Below are 14,270 nucleotides of genomic sequence, written 5' to 3'. Positions count from 1 at the left end.
CGGTCAGCGCACCAGTTTGGAGAGTTTTTTAAATTCGTCACTCCCCGCCACGCGCAGCAGTTGAAAGAGGGCCGTTTCGGTCGAAGTGATCACTGCCCCGGCCTGCTGTGCCATCGCCAGAGCAATCTGCCAATTTTCCTTTTTTCGGCTCATCACTGCATCGGCAACAACATGCACAATATAACCGGCTTCCAACAGTTGCAGCACCGTCTGCAGGACGCAGACATGCGTCTCCATGCCGGTGATGATGATCTGTTTGCGGGCGAGTTTCCGGAGCTGTTCGGGAAAGGGCTCTTCACCGCAGCAACTGAAGGTCATCTTCTCGACCGCCGGTGCCGTAAAACGCTCCTTCAATGCCGGGATCGTCTCCCCCAGTCCTTTGACATACTGTACGGTACCGATCTGCGGAATCTGTAATTCCTGCGCTGCTTCCTGCAAAATCCCGATCCGCTTGGTCAACCCTGCGAGGACCTTTTCATCCATCGCCTGGCAGAGTTTTTCCTGAACATCGATGACCACCAGCACGGCATCTTGACGATCGAGCATGAATTCACTGACAATTCCCATGAGTGACTCCTTGAAAATGCGACCGTTAAAAATCAAGAACGCCCGGCAGGCAGAAAGCTCACCGGACGTTCAGGATCATAACCTACAAAAAGAGACTATTCAAGGACCATCAGGAGCGCCCCTTGCGGTACCTGCTGTCCTTCCTTGTAAAGGATTTCCTTGACGACTCCATCCTCTTTTGCCTTGATATTGGTCTCCATCTTCATCGCTTCGGTCGCCAGCAGCGTGTCGCCGGCTTTGACGGTATCGCCGACCTTGACGTTGATACGGAAGACCTTCCCCGGCATCGGCGCGCCGATTTCATGATGATTCGCCGGGTCGGCCTTGCGCTGGCTCGCGTCATCGCTCTTCACCGAAAGATCCTGTATCTGCACCTGGCGGGGTTCGCCGTTGAGCTCAAAGTAGATGTTACGGGTGCCGTCCTTCTGCAGTGAGCCGACGGCGTTCAACTGAATAATCAGGGTCTTGCCTGATTCGATATCGATGCTGACCTCGTCACCGACTTCCATCCCGTAAAAGAAGACCGGCGTCGGTAGCACCGAAGTATCGCCGTATTCCTGACGATGCCGATCGAACTCTTCAAAGACACCGGGATAAAGGATGGCGGAGAGGACTTCGCGCTCGCTGATGCTGTGCCCGACCTTCTTCTCGATCTCGATCTTTTTTGCGCCGAAATCCGCCGGTTCGAGGAGCTCGCCGGGGCGGCAGGTCAGAGGCTGCTCCCCCTTGAGAATAATCTTCTGCAGCTCCTTGGGAAAGCCGCCATAGGGTTGACCGATCATCCCCTTGAAGAAGTCGACGACCCCCTGCGGGAAGGTCATTTCCTCCCCCTTGGTAAAGACATCTTCCGGCTGGTAGTTGTTCTGGACCAGAAACATCGCCATGTCGCCGACAATCTTCGAGCTCGGCGTCACCTTGACAACATCACCGAAAAGATCGTTGACCTTGCGGTACATCTCTTTGCACTCTTCCCAACGATGACCGAGGCCGAGGCCTTCGACCTGCGGCTTGTAGTTGGAGTACTGGCCGCCGGGGATTTCGTGATGATAAACCTGGGCGGTGCCGCTACGCAGTTCCGACTCGAAGGGGGCGTAATAAGTGCGCACTGTCTCCCAATAATTGGCGAGCTTCTGCATCCCTTCCTGATCAAGCTTCGGGTCCCAGATCGTCCCTTCCATCGCCGCGAGGAAAGCATTCATGTTCGGCTGCGCCGTCAAGCCCGAGACCGAGGAGAGGGCGAGATCAACAATATCAACGCCGGCCTGGGTGGCGAGCAGGAGCATGGAACCACCATTACTCGACGTATCGTGAGTGTGGAGATGGATAGGGATGCCGATCTCCTGCTTCAATGTCTTGACCAGTTTCTCGGCAGCAAAAGGCTTGAGCAGACCGGCCATATCCTTGATCGCCAGGATATGTGCGCCCATCTTCTCCAGCTCTTTGGCAAGATTGACATAGTAAGCCAGGGGATATTTATCCCGTTTCGGGTCGAGGATGTCGCCGGTATAGCACATTGCTGCTTCACAGACCGCGTCATTCTTGCGGACGGCATCCATGGCCACGCCCATCCCCCGTGTCCAGTTGAGGGAGTCGAAGACGCGGAAGATATCGATGCCGCTCTTTGCCGCCTGAGCGACGAACTCCTGAACGACATTATCGGGGTAGTTGGTGTAGCCGACAGCATTGGAGCCGCGCAGCAGCATCTGGAAACAGATATTCGGGATCTTGGCGCGCAGCCGGTCGAGACGCTCCCAGGGATCTTCCCGCAGAAAGCGCATGGAGACGTCAAAAGTAGCGCCGCCCCACATCTCCAGGGAGAAGAGGCCGCCCCCGAGATAGCTGGTCGCTTCGGCAATGCGGTCAAGGTCATCGGTGCGGAAACGCGTCGCCATCAGCGACTGGTGCGCATCGCGCATCGTCGTGTCGGTGATGAGGATACGGCGCTCACTGCGGGCCCATGCCGCCAATCCTTCCGGTCCCTTTTCGCGCAGGATGTCGCGACTGCCGCGGGGACGCTGTGCGGCGTAAGGGATTTCCGGAACGTCCGCTTCACGCAGATTTTTAAAGTTGAGGACTTTTTCCGGTTTGATCCCGGGGTAGCCGTTGACGACGGTGTGACCGATAAAGCGCAGAGTCTTGCTGGCGCGGTCCTTCTTCACCGGGATCTGCATCAACTCGGGATGGGCATCGATAAAGGAGGTATTACACTTGCCGGCAAGGAACTCCGGATGGGTGACGACATTTTCGAGAAAACCGATATTGGTCTTGACGCCGCGGACGCGGAATTCCTGTAACGCCCGGTACATGCTGCGGCGTGCCGAATCGAAGGTCAGTCCCCAGGTGCTGATCTTGACCAGCAACGAATCGTAATGGGGCGTGATTTGTGCCCCGGCATAACCCTGTCCGGCGTCGAGACGTACTCCGAAACCGGCGGCGGTACGCATTGCCTTGATCGTGCCGAAGTCCGGGGCAAAGTTGTTCTGCGGATCTTCGGTGGTGACACGGCACTGGATGGCAAAGCCGCGCAGTTCAATATCTTCCTGGCTGGCGATCCCGATCTCGGGATCGGAGAATTTGTAGCCTTCGGCGATGCGGATCTGCGCCTGAACGAGATTACGACCGGTGATCTGCTCGGTGACAGTATGCTCGACCTGTATGCGCGGATTGGTCTCGATGAAGTAGAATTTCCCTTCCTTGTCCATGAGAAATTCGACGGTTCCGGCATTGACATAGTTGACTGCAGAGGCAATCTTCAGTGCGTAGGCACAGATTTCCTGGCGCTTTTCTTCGGTGAGATCAAGGGAGGGGGCGAGTTCGATGACCTTCTGATGACGACGCTGAATCGAACAGTCGCGCTCATAGAAGTGGAAAATGTTGCCGTGGGTGTCTCCCATGATCTGTACTTCGATATGTTTGGGATTTTCCAGATACTTTTCAAGAAAGACCGAGGCGTTGCCAAAGGAGGCCAGCGCTTCACTGCCGGCGCTGCGCAACCCTTCGAGGAGTTCCTTCTGATTGCGGGCGACACGCATACCGCGTCCGCCGCCGCCGGCAGCCGCCTTGACAATGATCGGGTAGCCGCACTCCTTGGCAAAGATCAGCGCTTCCTCGTCCGTGGTCACCGGTTTGGCAGTGCCGGGGACAACCGGGATGCCGGCGGCAACAGCGACCTTGCGCGCCGCCACCTTGTCGCCAAGCTGGCGCTGGATCAGCGCCGTCGGTCCGATAAAGACGATACCGGCGCGCTCGCAGGCCTCGGCAAATTCGGCATTCTCGGACAGGAAGCCGTAACCGGGGTGGATGGCGTCGACCCCCTTCTTGCGGGCCAGATCAATAATCTCACCGATGCCGAGATAAGCATCGATCGGCCCCTTCCCTTTGCCGATCAGGTAGGCTTCATCGGCTTTGTAGCGGTGTAATGACCCCTTGTCCTCTTCGGAATAGATGGCGAGCGTCTTGATCCCGAGTTCGGTACAGGCGCGAAAGATCCGGATCGCAATCTCGCCCCGGTTTGCCGCCATAATCTTCTTGAATTTTCTGATCCCCATGTTCTTCTCCTTTGTCGTTTCTGTGGAAAGTTTTATCAAAAATAAAACAGGTACAAGCTTGGTAAAAATTCACTTTAAGTAAAATATTTATTTATATTCAATAGGTTACACGTCTGCAAGATTGTGTGCAAAGTAAAGTAATGTGGCAGCTTAAGTCAACATATAATCTTGTTCTGAATATATAAACTGATGTCTTCCAGCAGCGAATACCATTCACCCCTGCGGATAAATACAATCCACAAAAAGAAAGGATAGCAGTGACCTTCCGGGATGCAACCCGGCGAGTCACCGGCAAGAAATGATTGACTCATGAAATGAGGAAGTATTTAATATCACGAGTTGTCCTGCCAACCGGGTTGTCCGCAACGCAAACTGATGCTTTTCATCTTGGGAAATGAGCAGAAGAGATCATGACCGTCAACACCACTGAACTGACAGCGCAGATCCTCATCGTCGATGACGATAGCGGCAACCGTGATGGCCTCACCCTCCTTTTGCGCCAGGAGGGATACCGGATCACTGCCACCGACAGCGGTGAAGGGGCTCTGCAACACCTCGCAGAAACGACCTTTGCGATCGTCATCACCGATCTCCTTTTGCCGGGGATCAGTGGTCTCGACATCCTCCGTCATATCAAAGAGCAGACGCCGCAGACCCATGTCATCCTCATGACCGGAAACGCCTCGACCGAAACAGCGGTCGAGGCGATGAAAGAAGGGGCCTTCGACTACCTCACCAAACCGATCAACGTCAAAGAACTCAAAATCCTCCTCGACAACGCCTTGGAAAAGAGCCGCCTCGTTGCTGAGAATCAGTACCTGCGACAGCAACTGCGCGGCAAATACCACTTTGCCAACATGATCGGCAGCAGTCCGACGATGCAGACGATCTTCAAGCAGATGGAAAAGATCATCCAGACCGATTCGACCGTCCTCATCCTTGGGGAATCCGGGACAGGAAAGGAGTTGGTCGCCCGGGCCGTACACTTTAACAGCGCCCGCAAAGAGAAACCCTTTATCGCCATCAACTGCGGCGCCATTCCGGGAGAACTGCTGGAAAGCGAACTCTTTGGCCATGTTAAAGGGGCATTTACCGGGGCGGGGAGTGACAAAGCCGGAAAATTCGAAGCAGCAGAAGGGGGGACGATCTTTCTCGACGAAATCGGCACCATGCCGATGCAGTTGCAGATGAAGTTGTTGCGGGTTTTACAGGAACGGGAGGTGGAACGGGTCGGCTCCAGTCGCAAGATCCGCTTGAATGTCCGGATCATCTCGGCCACCAACGCTGACCTGGCTGAACTGGTTAAAACCCGCGAGTTTCGCGAAGACCTTTACTATCGGCTCAACGTCATCCCGGTCCATCTCCCGCCGTTACGGGAACGCCGGGAGGATATTCCGCTGCTGGTCAAACACTTTCTGAAAAAATCGTGCGAAGGTCAGAATCATCTGCCCTGCACCCTGAACGGGGAGGCCGCGGCGGCCCTGCAGCAATATGATTGGCCGGGGAATGTGCGGGAGCTGGAGAATGTCATTGAGCGGGCCGTCGCTCTGGTCGATGGGGAGATTATCGAACTGGACGATCTGCCGACGCAGATCAGCCAACAACCGGTCTGCGCCAGCGTCGTTTGTTTCCCGCTCTTCAATGAAAGTGGCGTCGACCTCCCTGCCTTGGTCGCGGAACTCGAATGCCGGATGATTCAGGCCGCTCTGGAGAGATGCGGCGGAGTCAAGACCAAGGCAGCTGACCTCCTCCATCTCAACCGCACCACTCTGGTTGAAAAGATCCGCCGCTACAATTTACCGGTGTAGGGGCACCCCCCTGTGGGTGCCCAAATCCGGCTAGGCACGGGGCCCTGCCCCTACGAAATCAACGCCGCTGCCGGCGCGCTTCAAAGAGGATCAGGGTCAAAGCCTGGGCGACATTGAGAGAATTGACGGCGCCACACATCGGCACCGTCACCCGTGCATCCGCCCCCTCCATCCATAAATCGGACAATCCTTCCTTCTCTGTTCCAACCGCAATCGCCACGCTCCCCTGCAGATCGAGATCCCAGTAAGCGATTGTCCCGGCCGGCGTTGCCGCCGCAACGAAAATCCCCCGCTCCTGCAAAAATTCCAGCGTCGCGGCTGAGGTCGCCTCGACGACCGGCACGCGAAAGATCGTCCCCTTGCTCGCCCGTACCACGTTCGGGTTATAGAGATCGGTAGCGCGATCACAAAGAATCAACGCATCAGCACCGGCGGCATCAGCCGAACGCAGAATCGCCCCGAGGTTTCCCGGCTTTTCGATCGATTCGGCGACCACGATTAATGCCTTCTCCGGCAGCGCCAACTCGCTCAGGCTCCGCTTCGGAATCGGGGCAATCGCCAGCCAGGCATCGGGATGCTCGCGGTAAGCCATCTTGGCCAGTACCGCCATCGTCACCTCTAAAAGCGGGGTACGGGTGCTGCGAAAGTGTTCGAGAAGATTGTTTTCCTCGCTACGGAGCCGCTCCGGGCAGTAAAAAACCGTGGTCGGGACCATGTGCGCCCGCACTGCTAAAGCGAGTTCGTGGTAGCCTTCGACCAGCATCAAACCACTCTTCTCACGCGCCCGGCGTTCACGCAGCGCCACCGCTTCTTTGACCCGGGGATTCTGCAGACTGCTGATCAACATGCTTTGACCTCAGTAAAATATTTCACGCAATAGTCCTTGACCATAGCGGCGGCGATTTCTATAATCCGCTCGCCATCATTAATCACAACCCTAAACCTTCACACTAAAAGGAGCCCAGCCAATGAGCAATCCGCTCGTACAGATGGAAACAAGCAAAGGGGAGATCGTCCTCGAACTCGACGCCGAAAAAGCCCCGATCTCGGTCGCCAACTTCCTCGATTACGCCCGCGCCGGCCATTATGACGGCACGATCTTTCATCGCGTCATCAAGGGATTTATGCTGCAAGGCGGCGGATTCACTCCTGAGATGAGCCAGAAGCCGGTGAACGCGCCGATCAAGAATGAAGCGACCAACGGTTTGAAGAACAAGGCCGGGACGGTCGCCATGGCCCGCACCTCGGTTGTCGACAGCGCCACCAGCCAGTTCTTCATCAACACCGTCGACAACAAATTCCTCGACAACGCCGGCCTTAACCCCGACAAGTTCGGCTATGCTGTCTTCGGCAAGGTCATCGACGGCATGGATATCGTCTACGCTATCGAGCAGGCCAAGACCGGTAACAAGGGCGGCCACGCGGATGTCCCGGTTGAGACGATCAGTATCAACAAAGTGACGATTGTCGAATAGAAAGCTGACAGCTGACCACCCCTAACCCCTCCTTAACTAAGGAGGGGGACTCAGCCTTTAAGCTCCCCTCCTTTTTCAAGGAGGACCCAACTTCGGGCCTAAAGGGCTGGGGTGGTGATTTAATCCCGCACCGCAATCACATATTTAAGATAACGCCCCTCAGGAAAGGTCACCGGAAAAGGAAAATCCTCCGGCTGCCCCAAGGTCTGAATCACCCGCAGCTCGCTCCCCGCCTGCAACGCTCCGCGCCGCAACTCCTTGAGATAATCAGCAAGATCTACCTTCTGATGATTGGAACAGGTAACCAGCAGCCCGCCCGGCGCCAAAAGAGGGAGAGCTGCCGCCACTACCTCGGCGGTCCCCTGCCGGGTGGTGAAGCGACTCTTGCTCGTTGTCGAAAAACTCGGAGGGTCGGTGACGATGATATCGAAGGTGCGGCGCGCCTTGCGTAGATTGGCGAGGACGGCAAAACAGTCGCCGGTTAAAAACTCATGCCGCTTCGGGTCAAGACGGTTGGCGCGAAAGTTCTCCTGCGCCCAATCGAGATAAGGGGCAGAGACGTCGACACTGCTGACCTGGGTTGCGCCGGAGGCGGCAGCCGCCACCGAAAATGCACCGGTGTAGGCAAAGAGATTGAGCACCTTCTTACCCCGCACCCGCTCCATCAAATCGGATCGGTTGCGGCGCTGATCAAGGAAGAGGCCGGTATTCAGCCCTTCTTCAAGATCTACCAGAAAATTCAGGCCATTCTCCTGCACGACGCTCCGACCCGGCGCCGGCCGGCCACCAAGGAGGCGACTGTACTTCCTCCCCCCTTGGGCGCCGAGCTCTCGGGTTTCCCGCGGGCGGGTCTTCTCGTAGATCCCTGCGGGTGCAAGGCGCGCCTGCAACTCTGCGCTCAACAGGGAAAGATGCGGACGCCAGGCTTCGCTGTAAAGCTGGAGGAGAAGGTGGTCGCCATAACGATCGACCGTCACCCCCGGCAAACCATCTCCTTCACCATTGATCAGGCGATAAGCACTGGTCCCCTCCAGTCGGGCATGCTGCGCCCGCAAAGTTACAGCCTTGTCGATCTGCTTCCCCAGCCATTCTCGATTGAGGACTATCGACTTCCGCGCCAGAATCCGGGCAACGATGCGATCGTGCGGATCGAGAAGAGCGGTCGCAACAAAATCCCCGGCGCCGGTCACCAAGGTTGCGACCGTACCAGCGGGGAACGACGGCCAACTCTTGGTAAAACGGTCGGCAATGACCCAGGGATGACCAAGTTCGAGCATCCGCACCGTCTCCGGACCGACGACCAGCTTGGGCAGTTCTTTACATTCCTTCTTCTGCATATACGACCTCGAAAGAATTCTGCGACTTAAGTAATTACGATAATGGCACAGCATCTGACATCAAACAAAAACATTAGCCGCTGAAAAAGCGGATAACTACGGATAAAGGCAGATAAAATCTGTGACAAATATTTCACCGGACGGGTAAACAGATCAACACAATGAACATCTTGATTTATCAGATGTTATGCGAACTTATCCGCGGCTGACCGCCATTTCCAATGTTAGACTTGGAAACGCTCGCCAAATTACTTGAAGGGAGCCCGACAGTCAAGCACCGCGCGCCCTGCTCCTTGACACTTTACGATCAAATCTGCTATTGTTTTTAAATATTTGACTGAATCAGACATCACCGCAGGGCCCGGTATACCGCCAGGCCCTTTTTTGCGGTCAGTAGAACCGGACAAAAAATATCCGGACATTTGAAAGGATCACATGGATTTCACCAGCTTCAATCTTCACCCCAAAGTCGCCGCCGGGGTCACCGCCGCCGGTTACGACACCCCTACCCCCATCCAGAAACAGGCCATTCCCAAAGTCATGGCCGGCAGTGACGTCATGGGCCTCGCCCAGACCGGCACCGGCAAGACCGCGGCCTTTGCCCTGCCGATCCTCCACCGTTTGGTCAACAGCGGCAACCGCGGGCATGTCCGCGCCCTGATCGTCGCCCCGACCCGCGAGCTCGCCGAACAGATTCACGAATCGTTCGTCTCTCTCGGCGAGAAGACCGGCTTGCACAGCACCACAGTCTACGGCGGGGTCAGCATCAATCCGCAGATCCAGAAGCTGAAGAAAGGGAGCGAGATCGTCGTCGCCTGCCCGGGTCGTCTCCTCGATCATATCCAGCAGAAGACCATCGATCTTTCCCGTCTTGAAGTCCTGGTCCTAGACGAGGCCGACCAGATGTTCGACATGGGTTTCCTGCCGGCGATCCGCAAGCTCCTCACCCATCTCCCCAAAGAACGCCAGACCCTTCTCTTCTCGGCGACGATGCCGATCGAGATCCACCGTCTCGCCAGCGAAGTGCTGAAGAACCCGCAGACGGTGCAGGTCGATACCGTCGCACCGGCAGCGACCGTGAGTCACGCCCTTTACCCGGTCGAACCTCACCTGAAGACGGCGCTGGTCATCGAGCTATTAAAACATACTGACACCGAATCGGTCCTGATCTTCACCCGCACCAAACATCGCGCCAAGCGTCTGGACGAGCAGCTCAGCAAACTCGGCTACAAGGCTGCCTCGTTGCAGGGGAACCTGTCCCAGAACCGCCGCCAGGCGGCTCTCGACGGCTTTCGCGACGGCACGGTACAGATTCTCGTGGCAACCGATATTGCCGCCCGCGGCATCGACGTCTCAAAGATTTCGCACGTCATCAACTACGATATTCCGTCCACGACTGACGCCTATATCCACCGCATCGGCCGCACCGGCCGCGCCGCCCGCAGTGGTGATGCCTTCACCCTGGTGGCGCGGGAAGACATGATCATGGTCCGTTCCATCGAACGGGTCCTCGGCAGTCCCATTGAACGCCGGATGGTCGAAGGTTTCGATTACAACGTCGCCGCCCCGAAGAAAGATGTCGAGTTCGCCCGGCCGCCGCGCCCGCCGCAACAGCGCCGCAAAACTGCGGATGGTGCCCCCCGGAGTGCAGCGAAACCGCCGGCCCAGGCTTCAAAACCGCCAGTGGCCCACGAAAAGGTTGCACCGACCGGCAACCAACCGCCCAAACACCGCAACAATCGCTCGCAGCGCGGGCACTGATCAGATTGATGTAGGGGCACCCACCAAGGGTGCCCCTAAAAAATTCGGGCACAATTTACCCGGCAATTCCCCCTCCTACAGACCGCTTACGCCAGTCCTAAAGCCCTTCTTTCAGCTCCATCAACTGACAAAACGATCAGCGAGATCACTCAGACGTTCGGCATCAAGGATGACGATGGTCTTCCCCTCGACGCGGATCAACCCTTCATCGCTCAGTTTGCGGAAGGTACGGGAAAGGGTTTCGCTCACCGTGCCGAGACGCGAAGCAATCGCCGACTTGGAGGTCGGTAATTCAACCGCGCCGTTTTGCTCATTGCCGAGATCCAGAAGGTAACGGGCCAAACGTGAGGGGACGTCACGGAAGGTGAGTTCTTCAATCTGACTGGCAAAGAGACGAAGAAAACGAGACAAACCTCCGATCATATTGATGGCGATCCGCCCCTGCTCGGCAAGAAGATCGAGGAAATCGCGCTTGGGAAAGAAGATCAGCGTCGACTTCTCCAGCGGTTCGGCACTCGCCGGGTAAAGTCCGTCAGCAAAGATCGCCGCCTCAGCAAAGTTGCCACCCGGTTGCACGACGTGCAGGATGCGTTCCTTACCTTCCGGAGAGAGTTTATAGACCTTCACCCGACCGACGGCGACGATGTAAAAACCTTGGGCAACATCCCCTTCATCAAAGAGAACTTCGCCACGTTCGTATTCCCTGACCTTGCAGATGCGCAGGATGGCGGAGATATCCTCATCGGTGCTACCGGCAAACAGTGGGGACTGACGGATAATTTTGGGCAGATCCATTTTCTACACCTCGTTATTTTAAGTTACAGGGCGAACGTATCACCATGAATAATCATTTTTCTCGATATAAGGTCACCATCGTTGCGCCCCATCCGCCACCACTGCCATCGGCGAGACAAAAATGCGCCACAAACGGCAGACGCGTCAGAATGGCATGCACCGAACGCTGCAGGATACCGTGCCCTTTTCCGTGAATAATGCGCACCTCAAAGATGCCACGCTCAGCGCAGAGAGCGAGATAATCCGGGATCAAAGTCTTGCAATCTTTTGGCGCAAAAGCATGGAGATCTAGACAGCCATCGATCGGCAGTTCGATCACTTCCGGGATCTCTTCATCGAGACAAGTCATAGACCCTTCTCGGCAGCGAGTTGCGTCCGGCTGACATTGATCATCGCCGGTGCAACTACTCCACCCGAGACAATGATTTTCATCGCCTCTTCAACACCGAAAGGAGCAGGAAAGACCTTCGCCTCAGCCACATAGAGGATGAAACCGGAAGTCGGATTAGGTGCCGTCGGCACAAAAATACTGCAAAATCGATTATTTTCCATCGATTCCAGACTGGTCATTTGAAAGCCGATGGCATAGCTTCCCGCGCTCGGATACTCGACAAAGACCGCCCGCCGCTCTTCTTTACCACTAGAAGAGAAGACCTGAGTCACCTGTTTAGACGAAGAATAGATCGACTTCACCAAGGGGATGCGGCACAGCAAATTTTCGGAGAGGGTCAGAAAGCGGCGGCCAAGAAAGTTGGCGGTCAGCACCCCGCTTAGATAGATGACGAGTAAACCGGCGACAACGCCGAGTCCGGGGATATATTCACTATCGACATAGAAGACACGGACAATACTGCCAATCAAGGGCCCGAGAAAACCATCGGCGAGATTAAAAAGGAATTTGAGAATGAAGATGGTCAAACCGACCGGAATGACGACGAGGAGTCCCGCCACCAAACTGGTTTTGAGATGGTGAATAAAGCCGTTCCTGACCGGTTTTCCAATGAAATCATCTGCCACGCGAGTTACTCCTGGGGTAATACTTACGCACCGTAGCGTCGCGAGATTATGGCAGAAACAGGAAAAAATCTCCACAAACAAGACGGGGTCCATAATGCGGACCCCGTCTTGTTTATAGCATGATCATTGCCGGTTATATCACTACTTGGCGGCAGGTACCGGTGGTGCCATCGCCGCTGTCAAAAGATCCGTCCCTTTCTTCGCGGCAATGATCGCATCGAAGAGACTGGTCTGGGCCAACTTGGGATTGTGCCAGCCGTCGCTGTTTTCAGCCGTCCACCACTCCCAAAGAACATGCGCAATTTCATGTTGCTGCCGCGCCTGGGCAAGAACTTCTTCTTTGACACCTTTTTCCTTGGCTTTAGCATAGGTATCGATCAATTGACCGATGGCCGCTTCCGCTTCACGCATTTTTCCGCGGGTGTAGTTCTGTACCGCCTGGATCTGATAGAGCTTCTCTTCGACACTCGATTTCGGGTGACAACCGAGGCAGCTCTCCTTGACGTGGTGCTTAGGACGGACGACCTGATGGCTACTGAAGGTCTTGCCAACCTTGTTCTTCTCTTTCGGCATGTGACAATCCGAACAACCGACCCCGGCGAGATCGTGCACGCTCCCCCAGTAGGTCTCCATCTCGGGATGTTGGAGTTTAACCAGACGCGCCCCGGTGACGGCATGTTTGAAATCACGAAATTTGATCTTGTCATAATGAGCAAGGAGATCCAGAGCATTCTTCATCGGGAAGTGATTGGCGCGGCGATCGGCCATCGTCACCTTATCGCCACTCTCGGGCTCAAAGCCGCCGTTACAGTTATATTCCACGTGACACTGGCCGCAGAGCAGGTTCGAATTTTTCTTTGACACCAGACCGATCTTGCGGAAATCGTCACGGAATGAGATGATTTCAACTAGACCTTTGCCTTTATCAGCATCATAAGGCCGGGCACCGTCCCGCTCAACACCTTCGATGAGGGCATCGCGAACAATACGCGGCTTGGCGGCATGCGGATCATGACAGCCGATACAACCGACCGGATTGTTGACATCTTTGATCAATTCATTGACGTCCGAGGTGCGATCCCATTTCGCTTTGGGATCTTTATCTCCCATATGTTTCCAGGTCAGGGTCAAATCGTTGGTCTTGCATTGCAGACAGACCGGATTACCGGCGGCAGCGGAGACTTCTTTCGGATAGGTTTTGCCGGTATCGGTGAGAACATCCCAGGTCCGGCCGGGGCGGGTGTAGCCGAAGGAATCCTTAAATTGGTAGCGGCCGGCAGCGAAACGATCAACAGAAAGCTGGTCGACGACCATGAATGCATGACTGCGCGGCTCGTTATGCTCTTTGGTAAAGCCGTGCGGGGCAATGAGTTTATCCTGCATCGGCGAACGGCCTGTCGGATCCCCCTTTTCTTTACGCGCCTGCGCATCCCAGTTGACGCGATAAAAACTTTCGTACTGATCTTTATGACACTTGCCGCAGGTGGAGAGTTCGAGACTGGTCACCGGTTTGACCGCGTCATCTTTAAGATGATCGGCGAGGCCGGAATGACAGGTCTCGCAGGCGAGCTTGCCGTGGGTCGAGCCGCTATAAAGCTTTTCCACCTCTGCATGACAGGAGAAACAATCATTTTTGTTAACGTCCTTGGCTTGCGATAGCCCTGGCAACCCACTTCCAAGCAGTACGACCGCTGCTAACGACAGCGTCCACATCCTGTTGCGCATCATCTTTTCCTCCTTCTGAATGAATGACCGAACCAGTTTCGGTCGAGTTGAGAGGCTGTTGACAGGGGGAAAAGGATGCGGTCACCCTTTAAGCCCGGTCACCAAAAATAAATTTTCTCAAACTTTAACAGAAGTCAGGAAAATTACTATTGACGCAAGTCAATTCGGAATGGAATCGATGACCAGAGCTTCTTGGTGTCGGCCATCAAAAGATGCTGAAACGGAAGGAGAAAGAGT

Annotated in this window: 11 protein-coding genes; 3 read left to right on the top strand and 8 right to left on the bottom strand. The window is 55.5% G+C overall.

Annotation, left to right across the window (positions count from 1 at the left end; translation table 11 throughout):
• Positions 1-3: 3 nt before the first annotated feature.
• Together CVU69_02155 and CVU69_02150 are read right to left on the bottom strand one after the other, a co-directional pair.
• Positions 4-567 carry a hydrolase gene (locus CVU69_02155; protein PKN13498.1) on the bottom strand — a complete coding sequence of 188 codons (564 nt, stop codon included), beginning with the start codon at positions 565-567 and terminating at the stop codon, positions 4-6.
• Positions 568-662: 95 nt separating this feature from the next.
• Entirely contained in the window at positions 663-4,115 is a 3,453-nt protein-coding gene (locus CVU69_02150; GenBank protein ID PKN13497.1) for a pyruvate carboxylase, read from the bottom strand.
• Positions 4,116-4,525: 410 nt separating this feature from the next.
• Between CVU69_02150 and CVU69_02145 the strand changes: the two genes are divergently transcribed.
• Positions 4,526-5,923, top strand: coding sequence for a DNA-binding response regulator (locus CVU69_02145; protein ID PKN13496.1), 1,398 nt, complete (start codon positions 4,526-4,528; stop codon positions 5,921-5,923).
• Between the two features lie 58 nt (positions 5,924-5,981).
• On the opposite strand, the gene CVU69_02140 is transcribed toward CVU69_02145, so the two are convergent.
• Positions 5,982-6,770, bottom strand: coding sequence for an RNA methyltransferase (locus tag CVU69_02140; GenBank protein ID PKN13495.1), 789 nt, complete (start codon positions 6,768-6,770; stop codon positions 5,982-5,984).
• Positions 6,771-6,891: 121 nt separating this feature from the next.
• Between CVU69_02140 and CVU69_02135 the strand changes: the two genes are divergently transcribed.
• Entirely contained in the window at positions 6,892-7,398 is a 507-nt protein-coding gene (locus CVU69_02135) for a peptidyl-prolyl cis-trans isomerase A (protein PKN13494.1), read from the top strand.
• 119 nt (positions 7,399-7,517) lie between these two features.
• Here the strand turns inward: CVU69_02135 and CVU69_02130 are convergent, their stop codons facing one another.
• Positions 7,518-8,735, bottom strand: a complete 1,218-nt coding sequence (locus CVU69_02130; GenBank protein ID PKN13493.1) for a class I SAM-dependent rRNA methyltransferase — start codon at positions 8,733-8,735, stop codon at positions 7,518-7,520.
• 435 nt (positions 8,736-9,170) lie between these two features.
• Here CVU69_02130 and CVU69_02125 point away from each other — a divergent pair, with 435 nt between their 5' ends.
• A complete protein-coding gene (locus tag CVU69_02125) occupies positions 9,171-10,496 on the top strand; it encodes an RNA helicase (protein PKN13492.1) in 1,326 nt (441 codons plus the stop codon).
• A 120-nt stretch (positions 10,497-10,616) separates the two neighbouring features.
• Here the strand turns inward: CVU69_02125 and CVU69_02120 are convergent, their stop codons facing one another.
• Genes CVU69_02120 through CVU69_02105 form a run of 4 tightly spaced genes read right to left on the bottom strand, consistent with a single transcriptional unit; the run spans position 10,617 to position 14,036 of the window.
• Complete coding sequence (locus tag CVU69_02120) at positions 10,617-11,291, bottom strand: Crp/Fnr family transcriptional regulator (GenBank protein ID PKN13491.1); 675 nt, start codon at positions 11,289-11,291, stop codon at positions 10,617-10,619.
• Between the two features lie 52 nt (positions 11,292-11,343).
• The gene (locus tag CVU69_02115) at positions 11,344-11,640 is read right to left on the bottom strand and encodes a DNA mismatch repair protein MutS (GenBank protein PKN13490.1); all 297 of its coding nucleotides are present in this window, start codon (positions 11,638-11,640) and stop codon (positions 11,344-11,346) included.
• On the bottom strand, positions 11,637-12,401 hold the full coding sequence (locus CVU69_02110) for a hypothetical protein (protein ID PKN13489.1): 765 nt from the start codon (positions 12,399-12,401) through the stop codon (positions 11,637-11,639). Before CVU69_02110 ends, CVU69_02115 begins: the two co-directional genes overlap by 4 nt.
• A 48-nt stretch (positions 12,402-12,449) precedes the next feature.
• Positions 12,450-14,036: an ammonia-forming cytochrome c nitrite reductase subunit c552 gene (locus CVU69_02105; GenBank protein ID PKN13488.1), complete on the bottom strand. Its 1,587-nt coding sequence runs from the start codon at positions 14,034-14,036 to the stop codon at positions 12,450-12,452.
• Between the last annotated feature and the right edge of the window lie 234 nt (positions 14,037-14,270).

The sequence above is a fragment of the Deltaproteobacteria bacterium HGW-Deltaproteobacteria-4 genome, from assembly GCA_002841765.1.
Lineage (GTDB): Bacteria > Desulfobacterota > Desulfuromonadia > Desulfuromonadales > UBA2197 > UBA2197.
This window is presented reverse-complemented; position numbering and strand designations above follow the sequence as displayed.